Consider the following 19,125-nt stretch of genomic DNA (forward strand, 5'->3'; position numbering starts at 1 on the left):
GCTTGATCAGGCCCATTTTCCCTGCCAAACGCTCCCGCCATGTCCGACATCGCCATTCCAGCCGAATCGCCGGCCCGTTCCCCGCTTGCCGCTGAAGTGGCGCGGCGGCGGACCTTTGCGATCATCTCCCACCCCGACGCCGGCAAGACCACGCTGACCGAAAAGCTGCTGCTGTTCGGCGGCGCCATCAACCTCGCCGGTCAGGTCAAGGCCAAGGGCGAGCGGCGCAATACGCGCTCGGATTGGATGAAGATCGAGCGCGAGCGCGGCATCTCGGTGGTGACCTCGGTGATGACCTTCGAGTTCGAGGGCCTCGTGTTCAACCTGTTGGACACGCCGGGCCACGAGGACTTTTCGGAAGACACCTATCGCACGCTGACGGCCGTCGACTCCGCCGTCATGGTCATCGACGCCGCCAAGGGCATCGAGGCGCGCACCCGAAAACTGTTCGAGGTCTGCCGCCTGCGCGACATTCCGATCATCACCTTCATCAACAAGATGGACCGCGAGAGCCGCGACGTCTTCGAGCTGCTGGACGAGATCGAGAAGACGCTGGCGCTCGACACCACGCCGATGACCTGGCCGGTCGGCCGCGGCCGCGACTTCCTCGGCACCTATGACGTCGTCAATGGTGGCGTGCGCCTGCTCGAAGGCGGCGGCGCCAAGACCGGCGCGGCGCAGCAGATCGAGATCGAGGAGCTCGCCAAGCTCAACGCCAATCTCGACGTCTCCGCGGTGAAGGACGAGCTCGAGCTCGTCACCGAGGCGTCCAAACCGTTCGAGCTGGAGGCGTTTCGCGAGGGCCATCTGACGCCGGTCTATTTCGGCAGCGCGCTGCGTAATTTCGGCGTCGGCGATCTCCTCGAGGGCCTCGGCAAGTTCGCGCCCGAGCCGCGTGCGCAGGAGAGCGACCAGCGCAAGGTCGAGGCGACCGATCCGCGCATGAGCGCCTTCGTGTTCAAGATCCAGGCGAACATGGACCCGAACCACCGCGACCGCATCGCCTTCGCGCGCCTGTGCTCGGGCAAGCTCAGCCGCGGCATGAAGGCAAAGCTGGTGCGCACCGGCAAGAGCATGCCGCTGTCGAGCCCGCAATTCTTCTTCGCGCAAGACCGCTCGGTGGCGGACGAGGCCTTTGCCGGCGATGTTGTCGGCATTCCCAATCACGGCACGCTGCGTATCGGCGACACGCTGACCGAGGGTGAGGATTTCAACTTCGTAGGGGTGCCGAGCTTTGCGCCGGAAATCGTCCGCCGCGTCCGTCTCACCGACGCGATGAAGGCGAAGAAGCTGAAGGAAGCGCTTCAGCAGATGTCGGAAGAGGGCGTCGTGCAGGTGTTCCGCCCGCGCGACGGCGCGCCGGCGCTGGTCGGCGTGGTCGGTGCGCTCCAGCTCGACGTGCTGAAGGCACGGCTGGAGGCGGAATATTCCCTTCCGGTCGAGTTCGAGGTCAGCGAGTTCCAGCTCGCGCGATGGGTCTCGTCAGACGATCGCAAGAAGCTCGACACCTTCATCGCCGCCAACACCTCGAGCATCGCCGACGACGTTGACGGCGATCCCGTATATCTGGCGAGGAACGAGTTCTATCTCGGCTACACCAGGGAACGCGCCGAGGGCATCGAGTTCACCAACGTCAAGGACGTCAAGAAGAAGGGGTGAGGGCGCCCGTTTCGCCCACTCTGTAGCCACTTCCTCCGCTGTCATGCCCCGGCTTGACCGGGGCATCCAGTACGCCGCGGCCCATCGGCTTAATCACAAACGTCTCTGGAATACTGGGTCGCCCGGTCCCGGCTCCGCCAAGGGCTTCGCCGGGCTTTCGGTGTTGGGCCGGCGTAGCTTTAGCGAAGACGGCAAGCCGGGCGACGACACCGTCCTTGAACGCGGGCATGTGAACGTCGGCAGGGTTGACGTTATCGGCGGCAATGCCACGTTCCAGATATGTAGCCTTGCGAGCTCGCATCATGTGGCGCGGCATTCTCGTTTTTTTACTGCTGGCGATATCGACGGTCGCCGCCGCCGACGAACGGCCTCGGCAGATCAATCCGATCCCGTTTGCGCATGAGCCGTGCAGTGTGCTCGACTATCGGCCCTGCACGCCGTCCTATTGCAGCCCGCTCGAACCCGGCCCCTGCATTCCCGAGATCGACTACCCCTACGGCCAGAATCTCCAGCTCACGATCGAGAGCATGCCGTCCGAGACCGACCGCGCCAAATACCAGAAGCCGGATCACGATCTCGACACGATCGGCGATCTCTTCGCCGCACTGCGCACCTGCTGGTCGCCGCCGTCGGACAATGCGCGGGCGGGCATGCAGATGTCGGTGCGCTTCAGCTTCAACAAGGCGGGCGGCCTGATCGGCCCGCCACGCCTTACATACGCCACCGCGGGCGTTCCGGCGGACACCCGCACGACCTATCTGAACGCCATCAATGCATCGCTGAAGGCCTGCCTGCCGTTGAAATTCACCAGCGGTCTCAGCGGCGCCCTGGCGGGGCGGCCGATCGCGATCCGCTATGTCGACAATCGCGAGCTGGGCAAGTAGCGCATCGGTTGCGACCGGCGGCCAATCGATGATACGCCATGGGCGGGGCTGTTGAGGGGAGGATGTCGTGGGTCTGCTGGTCATGATCCTGGGGCTGGTGCTGTTTTTCGCGGCCCATGTTTTCACGACGAAACGCGAGACGCGCGCGCAGGCGATCGCAAGGCTGGGCGAGGGGACCTACAAGATCCTCTATTCGCTCGTCTCGCTTGCGGGGCTTGCGCTGATCATCTGGGGCTTTGGTCATTACCGTGCGGCCGGCTGGATCGACGTCTGGTATCCGCCGAAGGCGATGAAGCACATCACGCTCGTGCTGATGCTGCCCGCGGTGATCCTGGTGGTCGCCTCTTATCTGCGCGGCCGCATCTATGCGACTCTGAAACATCCGATGCTGGCCGGCATCAAGCTGTGGGCGGCCGCGCATCTGCTGGCCAACGGCGATCTCGGCTCCATCATCCTGTTCGGCTCGTTCCTGGGCTGGGCGGTGTATGACCGCATTTCGCTGAAGCATCGCACCGACAGTGGCGGCCCGCCGATTCCGGTGGGCGGCGTCACCAACGACCTGATCGCGGTTGCCGTCGGCGTGGTTGCGTATCTGGCGTTGGCGTTTGCGTTCCATCCTGTCGTGATCGGAGTTCCCGTCGTGGGGGTCTAGCCGATCGGCACAAGACAGGACCCGCATGTCCATGCGCGGAAGTAACAAGAGCAACAAGCTTAGGACATTCCGATGGACTGGTCGCAATCTCAGATCCCGCCGATGCGGTTCGAGGCGCGCTTTGGCGATCGGGTTGTCCCGGCGTTCTGCGACAGGCCGGCCAGTCTCTGGGCGATGATCGCAGAGGCCCGCGCACGCAACGGCGACGGCGAAGCGCTGATCTCAGGCAATGTCCGGCTGAGCTGGCGGCAGGCGGTGGAGCAGGCTGCGCGGATCGCGACGGGCTTTCGCAAGCTCGGCTTGCAGCGCGGCGATCGTGTCGCGATCCTGCTCGGCAACCGCATCGAGTTTCCGCTGCTGCTGTTCGCCGCCGCGCATGAGGGCCTCGTCACGGTGCTGCTCAGCACGCGCCAGCAGAAGCCGGAGATCGCCTATGTGCTCACCGATTGCGGCGCCAAGATCCTGATCCACGAGGCCGGGCTCGCCGGGCGGCTACCGGATGCGCTTGATGTCCCCGATGTGATCCACCGCGTTGCCGTCGACGACGACCCGGATGTGTCGCGCTTCGCGGTGCTCGCAGACAACGCCGCGGCCGCCGCGCCAGTCGACCTGGACGAAGAGGACACAGCGATGATCCTCTATACCTCGGGCACGACAGGCAAGCCCAAGGGCGCGATGCTGGCCCATTGCAACATCGTCCATTCCTCGATGGTGTTCGTGTCCTGCCTGCAATTGACGGAAAGGGACCGTTCGATCGCCGCGGTGCCGCTCGGTCACGTCACCGGTGTCGTCGCCAACATCACGACCATGATCCGCTGCGGCGGTGCGCTGATCATCATGCCGGAATTCAAGGCCGCCGATTATCTCAAGCTCGCCGCGCGCGAGCGCGTCACCTACACCGTGATGGTGCCGGCAATGTACAATCTCAGCCTGCTCCAGCCCGATTTCGACAGCTATGATCTGTCGAGCTGGCGCATCGGCGGTTTCGGCGGCGCGCCGATGCCGGTTGCGACCATCGAGAAGCTCAAGGCGACGATTCCCGGCCTGAAGCTGATGAACTGCTACGGCTCGACCGAGACGACGTCGCCCTCGACGATCATGCCTGGCGAGCTGACCGCGAGCCACATCGACAGTGTCGGACTGCCGTGTCCCGGTGCCCGCATCATCGCGATGGGACCGGATGGGCGCGAGCTGCCTCATGGCGAGATCGGCGAGCTCTGGATCCAGAGCGCCTCCGTCATCAAGGGCTACTGGAGCAACCCGAAGGCGACGGCCGAAAGCTTCACCAGTGGATTCTGGCACTCGGGCGATCTGGGGTCCGTGGATGCGGACGGTTTCGTCCGCGTGTTCGACCGGCAGAAGGACATGATCAATCGCGGCGGACTGAAGATCTATTCCGCCGAGGTCGAATCCGTGCTGGCGGGCCATCCCGCGGTAATCGAGAGCGCGATCATCGCCAGGGCATGCCCGGTGCTGGGCGAGCGCGTCCATGCCGTGGTGGTGACGCGGACCCCGGTCGCCGCCGACGCCCTGCAGGCCTGGTGCGCGGAGCGGCTGTCCGACTACAAGGTCCCCGAAACCATGGCGATCACCACCGAGCCGCTGCCGCGCAACGCCAATGGCAAGGTGCTGAAGCGGCAATTACGGGAGCCCTTGGGAACCTGACCCGGGCAGGCGCTTCCTCCGGGCTCTTCCGGGTGGTTAACGCCTTGATCGGGCTCGCTTTGCCTTGCCATCGCCATATCGTTAGGCTACCTCGCCGCCACGTGGGGGACGGGATTCCTGACGCGAACGCTGAGGCGCGCGCACCCGGACGGGCATGGGATTAGCATAAGTGTCTGAATTATTTGACGAAGTCGACGAGGAAGTACGTCGCGAACAGCTCAAGAAGCTGTGGGATAAATATTCGATCTACTTCATCGCCCTGATGGTGCTGATCGTGGCCGCCGTCGGCGGCTGGCGCGGCTACCAATATCTGGAGGCCAAGAAGGCCGCCGAGGCCGGCGCCGCCTTCGAGAAGGCCGTCGAGTTGTCCGAGCGGGACAAGCATGCGGAGGCGGAGACGGCCTTCACTGAGCTCGCCGCCAAGGCTCCGTCGGGCTATCGCACCCTGGCGCGGCTGCGTGCTGCGGCCGAGGCCGCTAGCCGCGATCCCAAGGCGGCCGCCAAGATGTACGACGACATTGCCGCCGACCGCGGCGTCGGCAGCGAGTGGCAGGATCTGGCGAAGATGCGCGCCGCAGGCCTGCTGATTGACAGCGCCAGCTACGCCGACATCCAGCAGCGGCTGGAGGCTTCCGCCGCGCCCAAATCGACTTTCCGCCACAGCGCCCGTGAGATGCTGGCGCTGTCGGCCTGGCGCAACAACGACGCGACCGCGGCCCGCAAATGGCTCGACGCGATCGCCGAGGACGGCGAAACGCCGGCGAGCCTGCGCTCGCGCGCCGAGGCGCTCCAGGCACTGCTGCCGCCCGTCGCCAAAAGCTGACGGTCCCGAGAGCTGACGAGACACCGATATGCGCCGCACGCCTCGCCTGATCGCAGCCGCCGTCCTGATCGCCTTCACGGGCGTCCTGGGCGGCTGCTCCAGCTTCGATCCGACCGACCTGCTCGATTTCCTCGACACCAAGAAGAAGCTGCCGGGTGACCGCAAGCCGGTCTTCCCGGAGGGCGTGCCGGGCCTCGAGCAGGGTGTGCCGAAGGATCTGTACAAGGGCGCGCAGCAGCAGCCCGATCCGAATGCGCCTGCCGTTGCGGCTTTGCCCGCGGAGCCGCCGCCCGAACAGGCCAAGCCGGGCAAGGGTGCCAAGGCGAAGAAGGCCAGACAGCCGGCTGCCGGCGCGGCCGCGCCCGCCGATGCGCCTGCCGGCGAAGTCGATGGCGAGGTCCAGCCGGAGGCCGCGCCGCCCACCGCCGCGCCGCCGCCCAAGCAGAAGATCGTGCGCAAGCGCACCACCGTGCCGCCGCCCGATCAGCCCGTCCAGCAGGCCCAACCGACCCAGACCACGCAGCAGCAATCGCAGCAGGGCGGCTTCCCGGCGCCGCTGCCGAGCGGCAGCTTCTCGCGCTAGAGCATGACCCGGAAAAGTGCGAAGCGGTTTTCCCTCGCGACAAATGCGGAACGCGTTTGCGCGGAGATCATGCTTAAACAACAAGCTGAAGCGCGATGGGGATTCATCCCGGCCTCATCGCGCTTTAATAATTTCATTGCATTGACAGGCGCGGCCTTCGCAGCGCACGAATGACCGATGTCCTTCACGATCGCCATTATCGGCCGGCCCAATGTCGGCAAATCGACGCTGTTCAACCGCCTGGTTGGGCAAAAGCTCGCGCTCGTCGATGACCTGCCGGGCGTCACCCGCGACCGCCGCGAGGGTGAGGCCAGGCTTGGCGACCTCGAATTCACCATCATCGACACCGCCGGCCTCGACGAGGGCGCCAAGGGCTCGCTGACCGCGCGGATGCAGGAGCAGACCGAGGCCGCGATCGCGCAGGCCGACGCGCTGTTCTTCGTCGTCGATGCCCGCATCGGCCTCACGCCGACCGACCGCGCCTTCGCCGATTTCGCCCGCAAGGCCAACAAGCCGGTGCTGCTGGTCGCCAACAAGAGCGAAGGCAAGCATGGCGATGCCGGCGCGATGGAAGCCTTCGCGCTTGGTCTTGGCGATCCCATCCAGATCTCGGCCGAGCACGGCGAGGGGATGGGCGAGCTTTATGACGCCCTCGCCAAGCTGATGCCCGAGCCCGTCGACGAAGATGAGGACGAGGACGACGCGCCGCTCTCCGAGGAAGAGGCCGCGACGCGCCCGATCCGGGTCGCCATCGTCGGCCGGCCAAATGCCGGCAAGTCGACGCTGATCAACCATTTGCTCGGCGAGGAGCGCCTGCTGACGAGCCCGGAGGCCGGCACCACGCGCGATTCCATCGCGGTCGAGATCAACTGGAAGGGCCGCGATTTTCGCGTGTTCGACACCGCCGGCCTGCGGCGTCGCTCGCGCATCGAGGAGAAGCTGGAAAAGCTCTCGGTCGCCGACGCGCTGCGCGCGGTGCGCTTTGCCGAAGTCGTCGTGCTGATGATGGATACGCAGAACCGCTTCGAGGAGCAGGATCTGCGCATTGCCGATCTGGTCGAGCGCGAGGGCCGCGCGCTCGTGCTTGCCGCCAACAAATGGGACCTGATGGAGACCAAGGGCGGCGGCGCGATCTCGGGCCTGAGCCGCGACGCCGACCACTGGCTGCCGCAGGTCAAGGGCGTGCCGATCGTCGCGGTATCGGGCCTGTTGGGCGAGGGCATCGAGCGCCTGATGCAGGCGATCCAGGACGCCTACGCGGTCTGGAACAGACGCGTGTCGACGTCCGCGCTCAATCGCTGGTTCGAGCAGGCGGTCCAGGCCAATCCGCCGCCCGCCGTGTCCGGCCGCAGGCTGAAGCTGAACTACATCACGCAGACCAAGGCGCGGCCGCCGAGCTTCGTGCTGTTCTGCTCGCGGGCCGACGCGGTGCCGCAGTCGTACTTGCGCTACCTGACCAATTCCATGCGCGAGACTTTCGATCTGCCGGGCACGCCCGTGCGCATCACCTTGCGCGAGAAGGCCAACCCCTTCGCCCACAAGCGCAAGCGGCCGTCGTGAGCAGCGATGCCGGCGAGGCCATGGCGCAGGGCGCTGCGCCGGTCCGGCGCGGCGCGGTCGCCTTCATCTTCGTCACCATCCTGCTCGACATGCTCGCGCTCGGCGTGATCATGCCGATCCTGCCAAAGCTCGTCGAGAGCTTCGTCGACAACGACACCGCACACGCGGCCCGCATCTTCGGCCTGTTCGGCACCGCCTGGGCGCTGATGCAGTTCGTGTTCTCGCCGGTGCTGGGCGCGCTGTCGGATCGTTTCGGACGGCGGCCGGTGGTGCTGCTGTCGAATTTCGGGCTCGCCGCCGACTACGTGCTGATGGCGCTCGCGCCGTCGCTGACGTGGCTGTTCATTGGGCGCGTGATCTCCGGCATCACCTCGGCCAGCATCTCGACGGCGTTCGCCTATATCGCCGACATCACGCCGCCGGAGCGGCGCGCGGCGATCTTCGGCAAGATTGGTGCGGCCTTCGGCGCCGGCTTCATTCTGGGCCCGGCGCTCGGCGGCCTGCTCGGCGACATCGATCCGCGCCTGCCGTTCTGGGCGTCGGCGGCTTTGAGCTTTGCCAATGCGCTCTATGGGCTCCTGGTCCTGCCGGAATCGCTGGCGCCCGACAAGCGCGCGCCGTTCCGCTGGACCAGAGCCAATCCGGTCGGGGCGCTGCATCTGCTGCGTTCCAACGCGATGCTGGCCGCGCTGTCGATCGTCAACTTCATCGCGCAGGTCGCCCATGTCGTGCTGCCCTCGACCTTCGTGCTCTACGCGACCTATCGCTACGGGTGGGATTCCAAGACGGTCGGGCTGACGCTCGCGATGGTCGGCATCTGCGCCATGGTGGTGCAGGGGCTCGCCATCGGCCCGATCGTGCGCGCGCTCGGCGAGCGGACCACACTGTTGCTGGGCCTGTGCTGTGGCGCGATCGGCTTCGTGATCTTCGGCGCTGCGCCGACCGGACCGCTGTTCTGGATCGGCATTCCCGTGATGTCGCTGTGGGGCATCTCGGGTGCCGCGATGCAATCGCTGATGACGCGGCTGGTCGCGCCCGATCAGCAGGGCCAGTTGCAGGGCGCAACCGCGAGCGTGCAGAGCGTGTCGCAGCTCGTCGGGCCGTTCCTGTTCACGCTGACGTTTTCATACTTCATCGGGAGCAGCGCGCCGCTGCATCTGCCCGGCGCGCCATTCCTCCTCGCGGGTGCGCTGATGGTGGTATGCATAGCCATCGCGATGCGGACGTTGGCGACGACGAAGACGGTCTCGTAGGGTGGGCAAAGCGAAGCGTGCCCACCGCTGCTTCGTCAGCCCGCGGAGAGATGGTGGGCACGGCGCTTACGCGCCTTTGCCCACCCTACAGCAGCGCTGGTTGGCTTACTTCTTCACCAGCGGGCAGTCGCTGGCTTCGAGCGGCTTGGCCGCGTCTTCTGGCGCGATGGTGGCGACCAGCTTGTAGTAGTCCCACGGGCCCTTCGACTCTTCCGGCTTCTTCACCTCGAACAGATAGGCCGGAATCAGGCGGCGGCCGTCGGCACGCAGCGGGCCCTTGCCGAACAGCGGATCGTCGGTCGGCAGCTCCTTCATCTTGGCGACGACCTTGGCGCCGTCATGCGGATTGCTGCCGAGCGCTTCCATTGCCTTCAGGTAGTGCAGGATTTCCGCGTAGAGGCCTGCCACCGTCATCGAGGGCATCGAGCCCTTGGGCGACACTTTCTGGAAGCGCTTCGACCATTCGCGGGTCTTATCGTTGAGGTCCCAGTAGAAGGACTCGGTGAAGGTCAGCCCCTGCGCCGTTTTCAGGCCAAGCGAATGGACGTCGTTGATGAAGAGCAGGAGCGCGGCGAGCTTCTGGCCGCCGGCCACGATGCCGAACTCGGCCGCCTGCTTGATCGCGTTGGTGGTGTCGCCGCCGGCGTTCGCAAGGCCGATGACCTTGGCCTTCGAGGACTGCGCCTGCAGCAGGAACGACGAGAAGTCGGACGAGTTGAGCGGGTGCTTGACGCCGCCGAGCACCTTGCCGCCGGTGGCCGTGACGACGGCGCTGGTGTCGCGCTCCAGCGCGTGGCCGAAGGCGTAGTCCGCGGTCAGGAAGAACCAGCTGTCGCCGCCTGCTTTCGTCAGGGCCTTGCCGGTGCCGTTGGCGAGCATGTAGGTGTCGTAGGTGAAGGAGACGGTGTTGGGCGTGCAGGCCTTGCCGGTGAGGTCGGCCGTGGCGGCGCCCGAATTGAGCAGCACCGAATTCTTATCCTTGACGAGGTTGCTCACCGCGAGGGCAACGCCGGAGCTCGGCGTGTCCGCGATGGCGTCCACCTTGTCGGCATCGATCCATTGCCGCGCGATGTTGACGCCGATGTCGGGCTTGTTCTGGTGATCGCCGCTGAGTACCTCGATCTTCCAGCCCTTGGCGGCAAGCCCGGAGTCCTCCACCGCCATCTTGACCGCCGCCACCGAGTTGGGGCCGCCGATGTCGGCATAGAGGCTCGACATGTCGTTCAACACGCCGATCTTGATGGTCTTGTCCTGCGCATGCGCAGAGGTTGCAAAGCCGAATGCGGCACAAGCCAGAAGCGCGGCATAGCGGCGCGCGAGCGTCGTTGTCATGTCAGAATCTCCTCCACTGTCAAATATCCGGACGGCTCTCTTGGAGGAGCCTTGTTTCTGGCTGATGGCTCTAGCCTGTCCCACGGCCGGCGGCAATGCGCCTAAAGCCGGATGACGCTGCGTCGTTACGTCATCCGTCGGTTAACTTTTGGGCAAAATGCGTTGAGGCGCTATTTGAGCGCGTCCGACGTCAGCCTGAATTTCTGGATGCGCTTTCCGGTATCGACCTCGGCGGTATAGACGTTACCCTTGGCATCTATCGCCATGGCATGCACCCAGTGGAATTGACCGGCATTGCGGCCGTTGTGCCCGAAGCTGCCGACCACGCTGCCGTCATCGCGCCTGATCACCCTGATCTCGTTGTTCTCGCCGTCGGCGCTGAGCAGCCAGGTCTGCTTCGGATCGGGCCAGATCGCGACGTCCCACACCGCGCCGTTGCCGAGCGTGTTCTTCTCGAAGAAGAACTCCTTCACGAAGGTGCCGTCTTTCCGAAACACCTGGATACGGTTGTTGATGCGGTCGCAGACATAGACCAGCCCGTCATTGGCGAGCTTCACGCAATGGACGGGATTGCCGAATTGCTGGGCAACCGGCGCCTTGGGATCGTAGGGCGCCTGCTTGCTGTCATCCGGCTTGTTGCCATAGGCGCCCCAGTGCCGCTTGTAGGCCAGCGTGCTCGCGTCGAACACGATGACGCGACGGTTGCCATAGCCGTCGGCGATGTAGATTTCGTTGGCGTCCTTGTCGATCGCGGTCTCGGCGGGCTTGCCGAGCTGCGTCGTGTCGTTGCTGCCGAGGCTCGGCGCGATCTTGCCGATCTGGGCGACGAACTTGCCGTCGAGCGTGAACTTCAGAATCGCGTTGTCGTTGTCGGCGTTGCCGCCGACCCAGACGAAGCCGCGCTCGTCGACCTCGATGCCGTGCTCGCGGCCGACCCATTCGTAGCCTTCGCCCGGACCGCCCCATGAGCGCAGCAGATTGCCGTCGGCGTCGAATTCGAGCACGGGCGGCGCCGAGATGCAGCATTTCGAGCGTGGCGGATTGAGGCTCGCGCCCTTCTCGTCGTCGGTGAGCGAGCGTGGGCGATGGATCACCCAGACGTGGCCCTGCCAATCGACCGTGATGCCGCCGACCTGGCCGAGGATCCAGTTGTTCGGCAGCTGCTTGGGCCAGGAGGGATCGACGGCGAAGGTCGGGACATCGCCGGCGGTCGCAACGCCCGGAAGCGCAAATGCGAGTGCCGCGATCAGGATGGAGAAGGCGTGAGAGACGCGTGCGATCGCACGGCCAGCGCCTGCGCGATCATGCCATGGTGCCATGGCAACCTCCCTTTTTTGGCTTGCGGCTTGCTGCCGCTTGAGCGCGGGCAGTCAATCGCGGGGAGGGGGCCAAGTCAATCGGCCGAGCCAATTGGTCAAGTCAATCAGGCCGGCGAGCGGAAGCTCATCAGGCTGCGCGTCTTGTAGTCGTAGAACTTGCCGGTCTCGGTCCAGTCAGGCGCGCACATCGGCAAGATGAATTCGGCGACCTGCTCGGGCGTGTCGAGTGTCGCAGGATCCTCGCCCGGCATCAGGGTTGCACGCATGCGGGTGCGGATCGGGCCGGGGTTGAACAGGTTGATGCGAAGAGGCGTGTTCGCGGTCTCCTGCGCCCAGGCGCGCGCCAACGTTTCCAGCGCGGCCTTGGAGGCGGCGTAGGGGCTGACATAGGCGGTCGCCTTGTTGGCGGCGCCCGAGGTGATGAACACGGCGCGGCCGGCGTCGGACTGCTTCAGCAGCGGCTCCATGCAGCGGATGAGCTGGAAGTTGGCGGAGACGTTGACGGCCATGACGTCGTTGAAGGTCTTCAGCTCGATATGGCCGATCGGCGAGGAGGGGCCGAGCACGCCGGCATTGCCGACGAGGATGTCGAGCTTGCCGTAGCGTTCGTGCAGGCCGGCCCCGAGCCGCGCGATGCCGTCGGAATCGGTGAGGTTGAGCGGTACCAGCGTGGCGCTGCCGCCCTCTTTCCGGATCTCGTCGTCGATCTCTTCCAGCCCGCCCTGCGTGCGCGCCACCGCGACGATGTGCGCGCCGGCCTTCGCCAGCGCTTTGGCCGTGGCGAAGCCGATGCCGCGCGAGGCGCCGGTGACGAGAGCGATGCGGTCGGCGAGGGGCTTTGTCATGGCCGCGTTTTACAGGCGTGAACGGCTGGGGCAAGCCCCCGCCTGGTCGTCATTCCGGGGCGATGCGAAGCATCGAACCCGGAATCCAGAGGCTATGATACGACTTCGAGATCCCGGGTTCGCGCTATCGCGCGCCCCGGGATGACGGCTTCGCCGTCAGCTCGCCTCCGCCAGCAGTGACAGCTGCCGGGGCTGCTGCTCGGTCTGGGTCTGGTCGGTGAGGTGGGTCGGATACGCCCCGGTGAAGCAGTGATCCGAGAATTTCGGATTGGCCGGGTCGCGGCCGGGCTCGCCCATGGCGCGGTACATGCCGTCGATTGACAGGAAGGCGAGCGAGTCGGCGCCGATGATCTCGCGCATCTCCTCCAGCGAATGCGTCGCCGCCAAGAGGCCGCCGCGATCCGGCAGGTCGATGCCGTAATAGTCGGGATAGAGGATCGGGGGCGAAGCGAGGCGGAAATGCACTTCCTTCGCGCCCGCATCGCGCATCATGCGCACGATCTTCTTCGAGGTGGTTCCGCGCACCAGCGAGTCGTCGATCAGGATGATGCGCTTGCCCTCGATCGCGGCGCGGTTGGCCGAATGCTTCATGCGCACGCCGGATTCGCGGATCGCCTGCGTCGGCTGGATGAAGGTGCGGCCGACATAGTGGTTGCGGATGATGCCGAGCTCGAACGGCACGCCGGAATGCTGGCTGTAGCCGACCGCGGCGGGCACGCCGGAATCCGGCACCGGCACGACGACGTCGATCGGCACGTGGCTCTCGCGCGCGAGCTGCGCACCGAAGGCCTTGCGCACCTCGTAGACCGAGCGGCCGTGGACGATGGAATCCGGACGGGAGAAATAGATGTATTCGAAGATGCAGGGACGTGGCGCCATCGGCGGGAATGGCTTGTGGATGTCCTGGCCGTTCTCGTCGAACACGATGACTTCGCCCGGCTCGATGTCGCGGATGAAGCGCGCGCCGATGATGTCGAGTGCGCAGGTCTCGGAGGTCAGGATCGGGCAGCCGTCGAGCTCACCGAGCACCAGGGGGCGGATGCCGCGCGGGTCGCGCGCGCCGACCAGCTTCTTGTTGGTGAGCGAGACCAGCGCATAGGCGCCCTCGATCTCGCGCAGCGCGTCGATGTAGCGCTCGATGAAGCGGGTGCGCCGGGAGCGCGCGACCAGGTGCAGGATCACCTCGGTGTCGGTGGTCGACTGCATCATCGCGCCGCTCTTCACGAGCTCGCGGCGCAGCGTCAGGCCGTTGGTGAGGTTGCCGTTATGGGCGACCGCAAGGCCGCCGGCATTGAGCTCGGCGAACAGCGGCTGCACGTTGCGCAGGATGGTGGCGCCGGTGGTGGAGTAGCGGACATGGCCGACGGCCATGTTCCCGGGCAGGCGGTCGATCACCTCGCGGCGGGAGAAGGTGTCGCCGACGAGGCCGAGGCGGCGTTCGCTGTGAAAGCGGCTGCCGTCATAGGAGACGATGCCGGCGGCTTCCTGGCCGCGGTGCTGAAGAGCGTGGAGACCGAGGGCCGTGATGGCGGCCGCCTCCGGGTGGCCGTAGATGCCGAAGACGCCGCATTCCTCGCGGAGCGTATCTCCTTCCAGATCGTCCTGAAGCTCCAGCGCGGCCGGGCTCAGACCGGCTTTGGGATCGAGATCAAGTTGGGCGTCCTGGTCAGGGTGTCGCATCTCGTCTCCGCGCCTCTCTTTAGGGCCTAATCAACGCGCCGCAGGTTTCTCGATCAGCTTTTTCAGGCTGTCACGAGCAGGTTTACTGTATCCGTCGCCACTGCCCGAAGGCTGCTGCTCGGAATCAGCTTGATCATCATCTGGTTTGTTTTTCTTGAATCTCTTCAAGATGGTGTTCTCGGGGTCATCCGGCAAGAGCGCCATCAGCCAATCGCCGGTTCCCTGGAGCACCACGCGGGATTTCGCCCCCGTCACCCAGTCCGGGCGCTGCTTGTCCGGCACCAGCCAGGTGAAGAACAGGAAGGCGACCACGACGATCAAAAGCCCGCGAGCGAGGCCAAACAGGAAGCCGAGGGTGCGGTCCAGCGCGCCGATCCGCGAATCCAGGATCATGTCGGAGATCCGGACGGTGATCACGGAGACCACGACCAGGGTACCGACGAACACGCCGGCGACCACGACCACGCTCGCGACCGTGTCGTTGTTGAAATAGGTCTTTGCGGTCGGCAGCAGCTTGGAGAAGGAGTACAGCGTCACGATCGCCGCCGCGCCCCAGGCTGCGATCGACAGGATTTCGCGCATGAAGCCGCGCACCATGGCAAGCAGGCCCGAGATCAGCATCACACCGAGCAGGATCAGGTCGAGGAGTGTTACTGGCATCGGCTGGTCTGGTCCGCTCGTACTCTCAAAGGTGCTCAGCGAATCGGTGTTTGGCCGCCGCCCTAAAAGAGGGGCAGACGGCGTTCCCGGCAAGGCCGCAACCACGCAATCCCATGCTGCTTTTGTGACGGCTGTATAGCGGCGGGGGCCGGGGACGTCACCTCCGGCTACCCCTCTCCACGGCGGAATCTTGCCGGTGTGGCATTTTTCTCTGCCGATCCGCCGGATTCGCCCCGACGAGAGCCGCGGGCGGCGATCTCGGCCACCAAAGTCGTCAGGCTGTTCACCGCATTGAGCGACAGTCCGGCGTCGCCACCGGCTTCACCCCGGGCCGATTCGGGAAGCACGGCGCGCTGGAAGCCGAGTTTGGCAGCTTCCTTCAGCCGGGCCGGGGTCTGTGCCACCGGCCGGACCACGCCCGAGAGCGAAATCTCGCCGAAATAGACTGCGTCCGTGGGTAACTGGGCATTAACCAGCGAGGACACCAGCGCCGCCGCCGCGGCCAGGTCCGCCGCCGGCTCGTGGATGCGCAAGCCGCCTGCGACGTTGAGATAGACGTCGTGGCCGGACAGCTTGACCCCGCAATGGGCCTCCAGCACCGCCAGCACCATCGAGAGCCGGCTCGGGTCCCAGCCGACCACGGCCCGGCGCGGGGTGCCGAGCGAGGTCGGAGCGACCAGTGCCTGCAATTCGACCAGAACCGGCCTCGTGCCCTCGATGCCCGCGAACACCGCGGTGCCCGGCGTGCCGAGATCGCGCTCCGACAGGAACAGTTCGGAGGGGTTGGTGACCTCGCGCAGACCAAGGCCGGTCATTTCGAACACGCCGATCTCGTCGGTCGGGCCGAAGCGGTTCTTGACGGCGCGCAGGATGCGGAATTGCTGCGAGCCTTCGCCCTCGAACGACAGCACCGCGTCGACCATGTGTTCGACCACGCGGGGGCCGGCGATCTGGCCGTCCTTGGTGACGTGGCCGACCAGGATGATGGCGGCGCCGGTCTTCTTGGCGAAGCGGATCAGCGCCTGCGCGGAGGCGCGCACCTGGGTGACCGTGCCGGGCGCGGATTCCACGGTGTCGGTCCACATGGTCTGGATCGAGTCGATCACGATCAGGCGGGGAACCGCACCCTCCGACAGCGTGGAGACGATGTCCTCGACCGAGGTCTCGGCCGCAAGCTGCACCGGGGCGTCCGACAGGCCGAGCCGCTCGGCGCGCAGGCGCACCTGGGCCACCGCCTCTTCGCCGGAGATGTAGACGATGCGGTGGCCGGCGCGCGCCATCATGCTGGTGGCCTGCGTCAGCAGCGTCGACTTGCCGATGCCGGGATCGCCGCCGACCAGCAGCACCGAGCCGCGGACGAATCCGCCGCCGGTGACGCGATCGAGCTCGGTCATCCCTGAGGACAGGCGCGGCGCATCCGGGCTCTTTCCGGCGAGGCTCTCCAGCGCGAACGTCCGGCCCTTGCGCTTGGAGCGGATCGAGACCGGCACGCTGCCGCTCGTGTCTTCCTCGGCGAGCGTATTCCACTCGCCGCAGGACTCGCATTTGCCCTGCCAGCGGTTGTAGGCCGCGCCGCAGTTCTGGCAGACGAAGGAAAGCGTGTTCTTGGCCATGGGAGGTGAATCGGCTGTCAGGGGGATTGTGTGGCATTCCATAGCATGGAGAGACCCGCCGCCACCATGATGGCATCCATCACCAGCCGGAACACATCCGGCTTCAAATGCAGCACGAACCGCTTTGCGATGAAGGCACCTGACATCAGCGAGCAACCCGCGATCAGGCCCTTGATGAAGACGTCGCCCGTCAGCGCACCGAGGCGTTCGAAGGTCACGGATTTCGCGAAGTAGAGGCCGAGCGAGGCGGCGGCTTCCGTCGCCAGGAACGCGCCCTTGCTCAAGCCGTAGAACAGGAACAGCGGCACGCTGAGCGGGCCGGTCGAGACCACGATGCCGGTGAGATAGCCGATGACGGCACCGCCGATCGCCATATGCCAGAGATTGGCCTTGAGGTCGTGCCGCGCCAGCCAGTGCCGGACCGGCACCATCGCGATCAGGAAGATGCCGATGGCGAGATCGACGGTGTGCGAGGGCAGCGCCAGCAGCGTGCGCGCGCCAAGCGCTGCGGCCGGGATGCCCGTCACCGAATAGGCAGCGCAGGCCCGCCAGTCGACCTCGCGCCACCAGGCCAGAATCCGCGAGAAATTCGCCATCACGGAGGCCACAGCCATGATCGGCACGGCTTCCTTCGGCCCGTACGCATAGACCAGTACCGGCATCAACATGATCGACGAGCCGGTGCCGACGATGCCTGAGATGGTGCCGGCGACGAGGCCGACGGTGAGGACGAAGAGAAAGGCCAAGGGCGGGCTCCGGGAATCGGCGCAGTTTAGCTGGTGGAGGCGTGCAGGGCGAACGATCGGGGCGCTTGTCTCGTAGTTAATCGGCGGTGTTGCCGGAACCGCCAATCCGACCTGCTCGGCGGCCTGATCCTTAGACTTTGAAGCGTATTGATCGGAGCCTTCGCTCAAAGAATTTGAGGTCCCGCGATGCCCGGTCACCATTCCTTCTCCGCGCTCGACCGCCATGCCGTGCTCGGCGGATCCGACAACGGTTTTCCCTGGTACGCCGGCGCGATGCTCGCGGTCGAAGCGAGTGAAGTGGTGCGGCTGCGCTGCGAGAAGCTCAGCCACGGCGATGAGGCCGCCGGGCAGGAGGCCGTGCTGATGGTGAGCGAGAAGATCGCCGCAGCCTTCGAGGCTGCCGCGGGGCTGCTTGCGGGGGCAACGCCGGCCGCCATCGTCCAGCGCTATCGCGAGCATGTGGCCGCGAATGCCAGGCGGCTGTCCGCGAACGAGATTCCATGACGAATTCTGCTGCTGACAGCATGTTGGCAGCAGGGGCCGGCTATGACCATCTCCTGACAAAACGGAGAGCGGGTCATGCCGATCGAGGCAAGCTGTCATTGCGGTGAAACGGTGTTCGAGGTGACGGAGGCGCCCTCGAACGTGACGCGCTGCACCTGTTCGCTCTGCGCCAAGCGCGGCGCGTTGTGGGCCTATTACAAGCCGGCGCAGTTCCGCCTGCTGTCGCCGCCGGAAAACGTCGCGACCTATCTCTGGGGCAGCCGCACCGTCAAACACCATTTCTGCGCAAACTGCGGCTGCGGCACCTATTCGGAGTCGCCGGACTGGTCGACCGGCAAGCCCGACTTCGACAATCCCAGGGTCGGCGTCAACGCGCGCCTGTTCGATGAGTTCGATCTGGACGCCGTGCCGGTCAACGTGATCGACGGCAAGAATTTGTGGTGAGAATGCTGCCTCCCGTCCTCTTGAGGCTGCCGGAGAAAGCTGATCTGTTTCCGGCCTCGGTGAGCAGAAAAGGGGAGGAAACCCATGATGCGTCTTTTGACGCGAGCGATGCTCGCAATGTGTCTGGGCGTTGTAGCCAGCTTCAGCGCGGCGCAGGCGCAGACCAAGCCGAAGGTCACGACGCTCGGACCTGACTTCCCCAAGGCGGCGTTGTTCGTCGGGAACAGCTTCTTCTACTACAACAACGGCATGCCCGGGCATCTCTCCTTCATGGAGCGGGCTGCGGATGCAGCCAACAAGGCGGCGTATCGCAACACCATGGCCACGATCGGCGGCTCCGGCCTCGACTGGCACGACATGGACAATCTGCTGCGGCCGGGCGGCATCGGCGCCTACTCGTTCGACGAGCAGAACGTCGTGATCTTCAACAAGCCCGGCAAGCAGTTCGACGCGGTCGTGATGATGGATTGCAGCCAGTGCCCGATCCATCCGCAGTTGAAAGACGCCTTCGCCGCCTTCGCCAAGAAGGACAGCGAGATCGTCCGCGCCCACGACATGCGGCCGGTGCTGTTCATGTCCTGGGCCTACGCCGACAAGCCTGACATGACCGAGGGACTGGCCGAGGCCTACACGGTCGCCGGCAATGCCAATGATGCGCTGGTCATTCCCGCGGGCCTTGCCTTCGCGCGCGTCCGCAAGCTTCAGCCCGAACTCAACCTCTATGCGCCGGACAAGCGGCATCCGAGTCCGGCCGGCACGTATCTGGCGGCCTGCACGACGCTCGCCGCGCTGACAGGTCGCTCGCCGGTCGGCAATTCCTACATCATGGGGCTCGATCCCGAGACGGCGCAGCTGCTGCAAAAGGCGGCATGGGACACTGTGCAGGAGTATTACGGCCGCTGA

18 protein-coding genes are annotated in these 19,125 nt (G+C 65.7%); 11 read left to right on the forward strand and 7 right to left on the reverse strand.

Annotated elements, in window-relative coordinates:
• Positions 1-39 precede the first annotated feature (39 nt).
• The 8 genes from E4K65_RS06330 to E4K65_RS06365 all read left to right on the forward strand — a co-directional run bounded on the left by E4K65_RS06330 (position 40) and on the right by E4K65_RS06365 (position 9,079).
• A complete protein-coding gene (locus E4K65_RS06330; RefSeq protein WP_025576802.1) occupies positions 40-1,659 on the forward strand; it encodes a peptide chain release factor 3 in 1,620 nt (539 codons plus the stop codon).
• A gap of 302 nt (positions 1,660-1,961) precedes the next feature.
• Positions 1,962-2,543: a hypothetical protein gene (locus E4K65_RS06335; protein ID WP_135173425.1), complete on the forward strand. Its 582-nt coding sequence runs from the start codon at positions 1,962-1,964 to the stop codon at positions 2,541-2,543.
• Positions 2,544-2,610: 67 nt separating this feature from the next.
• The gene (locus E4K65_RS06340; protein WP_135173426.1) at positions 2,611-3,195 is read left to right on the forward strand and encodes an NnrU family protein; all 585 of its coding nucleotides are present in this window, start codon (positions 2,611-2,613) and stop codon (positions 3,193-3,195) included.
• A 72-nt stretch (positions 3,196-3,267) separates the two neighbouring features.
• Entirely contained in the window at positions 3,268-4,860 is a 1,593-nt protein-coding gene (locus E4K65_RS06345) for a class I adenylate-forming enzyme family protein (protein ID WP_135173427.1), read from the forward strand.
• A 169-nt stretch (positions 4,861-5,029) separates the two neighbouring features.
• Positions 5,030-5,683: a tetratricopeptide repeat protein gene (locus E4K65_RS06350; RefSeq protein ID WP_135173428.1), complete on the forward strand. Its 654-nt coding sequence runs from the start codon at positions 5,030-5,032 to the stop codon at positions 5,681-5,683.
• Between the two features lie 28 nt (positions 5,684-5,711).
• Positions 5,712-6,266 carry a hypothetical protein gene (locus E4K65_RS06355; protein WP_135173429.1) on the forward strand — a complete coding sequence of 185 codons (555 nt, stop codon included), beginning with the start codon at positions 5,712-5,714 and terminating at the stop codon, positions 6,264-6,266.
• 177 nt (positions 6,267-6,443) lie between these two features.
• Entirely contained in the window at positions 6,444-7,826 is a 1,383-nt protein-coding gene (gene der / locus E4K65_RS06360) for a ribosome biogenesis GTPase Der (RefSeq protein WP_135173430.1), read from the forward strand.
• Positions 7,823-9,079, forward strand: coding sequence for a TCR/Tet family MFS transporter (locus E4K65_RS06365; RefSeq protein WP_135173431.1), 1,257 nt, complete (start codon positions 7,823-7,825; stop codon positions 9,077-9,079). Before der ends, E4K65_RS06365 begins: the two co-directional genes overlap by 4 nt.
• A 105-nt stretch (positions 9,080-9,184) precedes the next feature.
• Here the strand turns inward: E4K65_RS06365 and E4K65_RS06370 are convergent, their stop codons facing one another.
• The 7 genes from E4K65_RS06370 to E4K65_RS06400 form a co-directional block, all read right to left on the reverse strand.
• Positions 9,185-10,411 carry an ABC transporter substrate-binding protein gene (locus E4K65_RS06370; protein ID WP_135173432.1) on the reverse strand — a complete coding sequence of 409 codons (1,227 nt, stop codon included), beginning with the start codon at positions 10,409-10,411 and terminating at the stop codon, positions 9,185-9,187.
• Between the two features lie 170 nt (positions 10,412-10,581).
• The gene (locus E4K65_RS06375) at positions 10,582-11,730 is read right to left on the reverse strand and encodes an NHL repeat-containing protein (protein WP_135173433.1); all 1,149 of its coding nucleotides are present in this window, start codon (positions 11,728-11,730) and stop codon (positions 10,582-10,584) included.
• A gap of 104 nt (positions 11,731-11,834) precedes the next feature.
• Positions 11,835-12,575 (reverse strand): SDR family NAD(P)-dependent oxidoreductase, encoded by a 741-nt coding sequence (locus E4K65_RS06380; protein WP_135173434.1) that lies wholly within the window; start codon positions 12,573-12,575, stop codon positions 11,835-11,837.
• 156 nt (positions 12,576-12,731) lie between these two features.
• A complete protein-coding gene (purF, locus tag E4K65_RS06385; RefSeq protein ID WP_025576266.1) occupies positions 12,732-14,255 on the reverse strand; it encodes an amidophosphoribosyltransferase in 1,524 nt (507 codons plus the stop codon).
• A gap of 30 nt (positions 14,256-14,285) precedes the next feature.
• Positions 14,286-14,915: a CvpA family protein gene (locus tag E4K65_RS06390; protein WP_011086837.1), complete on the reverse strand. Its 630-nt coding sequence runs from the start codon at positions 14,913-14,915 to the stop codon at positions 14,286-14,288.
• Positions 14,916-15,082: 167 nt separating this feature from the next.
• Positions 15,083-16,528 carry a DNA repair protein RadA gene (radA, locus tag E4K65_RS06395; protein ID WP_025576269.1) on the reverse strand — a complete coding sequence of 482 codons (1,446 nt, stop codon included), beginning with the start codon at positions 16,526-16,528 and terminating at the stop codon, positions 15,083-15,085.
• Between the two features lie 17 nt (positions 16,529-16,545).
• Complete coding sequence (locus tag E4K65_RS06400) at positions 16,546-17,274, reverse strand: sulfite exporter TauE/SafE family protein (RefSeq protein ID WP_135173435.1); 729 nt, start codon at positions 17,272-17,274, stop codon at positions 16,546-16,548.
• A gap of 186 nt (positions 17,275-17,460) precedes the next feature.
• Between E4K65_RS06400 and E4K65_RS06405 the strand changes: the two genes are divergently transcribed.
• The 3 genes from E4K65_RS06405 to E4K65_RS06415 all read left to right on the forward strand — a co-directional run bounded on the left by E4K65_RS06405 (position 17,461) and on the right by E4K65_RS06415 (position 19,125).
• On the forward strand, positions 17,461-17,778 hold the full coding sequence (locus E4K65_RS06405) for a hypothetical protein (RefSeq protein ID WP_135173436.1): 318 nt from the start codon (positions 17,461-17,463) through the stop codon (positions 17,776-17,778).
• Positions 17,779-17,853: 75 nt separating this feature from the next.
• Positions 17,854-18,222 (forward strand): GFA family protein, encoded by a 369-nt coding sequence (locus E4K65_RS06410; RefSeq protein WP_025576274.1) that lies wholly within the window; start codon positions 17,854-17,856, stop codon positions 18,220-18,222.
• An 84-nt stretch (positions 18,223-18,306) separates the two neighbouring features.
• Complete coding sequence (locus E4K65_RS06415) at positions 18,307-19,125, forward strand: SGNH/GDSL hydrolase family protein (RefSeq protein ID WP_135173437.1); 819 nt, start codon at positions 18,307-18,309, stop codon at positions 19,123-19,125.

Origin of the sequence: Bradyrhizobium niftali (assembly GCF_004571025.1) — a bacterium.
Lineage (GTDB): Bacteria > Pseudomonadota > Alphaproteobacteria > Rhizobiales > Xanthobacteraceae > Bradyrhizobium > Bradyrhizobium niftali.

Coding starts and splice junctions, on each gene's coding strand:
- E4K65_RS06330 (WP_025576802.1), top strand. CDS start 40: ATGTCCGACATCGCCATTCCAGCCGAATCGCCGGCCCGTTCCCCGCTT.
- E4K65_RS06335 (WP_135173425.1), top strand. CDS start 1,962: ATGTGGCGCGGCATTCTCGTTTTTTTACTGCTGGCGATATCGACGGTC.
- E4K65_RS06345 (WP_135173427.1), top strand. CDS start 3,268: ATGGACTGGTCGCAATCTCAGATCCCGCCGATGCGGTTCGAGGCGCGC.
- E4K65_RS06355 (WP_135173429.1), top strand. CDS start 5,712: ATGCGCCGCACGCCTCGCCTGATCGCAGCCGCCGTCCTGATCGCCTTC.
- der (WP_135173430.1), top strand. CDS start 6,444: ATGTCCTTCACGATCGCCATTATCGGCCGGCCCAATGTCGGCAAATCG.
- E4K65_RS06370 (WP_135173432.1), bottom strand. CDS start 10,411: ATGACAACGACGCTCGCGCGCCGCTATGCCGCGCTTCTGGCTTGTGCC.
- E4K65_RS06375 (WP_135173433.1), bottom strand. CDS start 11,730: ATGGCACCATGGCATGATCGCGCAGGCGCTGGCCGTGCGATCGCACGC.
- E4K65_RS06380 (WP_135173434.1), bottom strand. CDS start 12,575: ATGACAAAGCCCCTCGCCGACCGCATCGCTCTCGTCACCGGCGCCTCG.
- purF (WP_025576266.1), bottom strand. CDS start 14,255: ATGCGACACCCTGACCAGGACGCCCAACTTGATCTCGATCCCAAAGCC.
- E4K65_RS06390 (WP_011086837.1), bottom strand. CDS start 14,915: ATGCCAGTAACACTCCTCGACCTGATCCTGCTCGGTGTGATGCTGATC.
- radA (WP_025576269.1), bottom strand. CDS start 16,528: ATGGCCAAGAACACGCTTTCCTTCGTCTGCCAGAACTGCGGCGCGGCC.
- E4K65_RS06405 (WP_135173436.1), top strand. CDS start 17,461: ATGCCCGGTCACCATTCCTTCTCCGCGCTCGACCGCCATGCCGTGCTC.
- E4K65_RS06410 (WP_025576274.1), top strand. CDS start 17,854: ATGCCGATCGAGGCAAGCTGTCATTGCGGTGAAACGGTGTTCGAGGTG.
- E4K65_RS06415 (WP_135173437.1), top strand. CDS start 18,307: ATGATGCGTCTTTTGACGCGAGCGATGCTCGCAATGTGTCTGGGCGTT.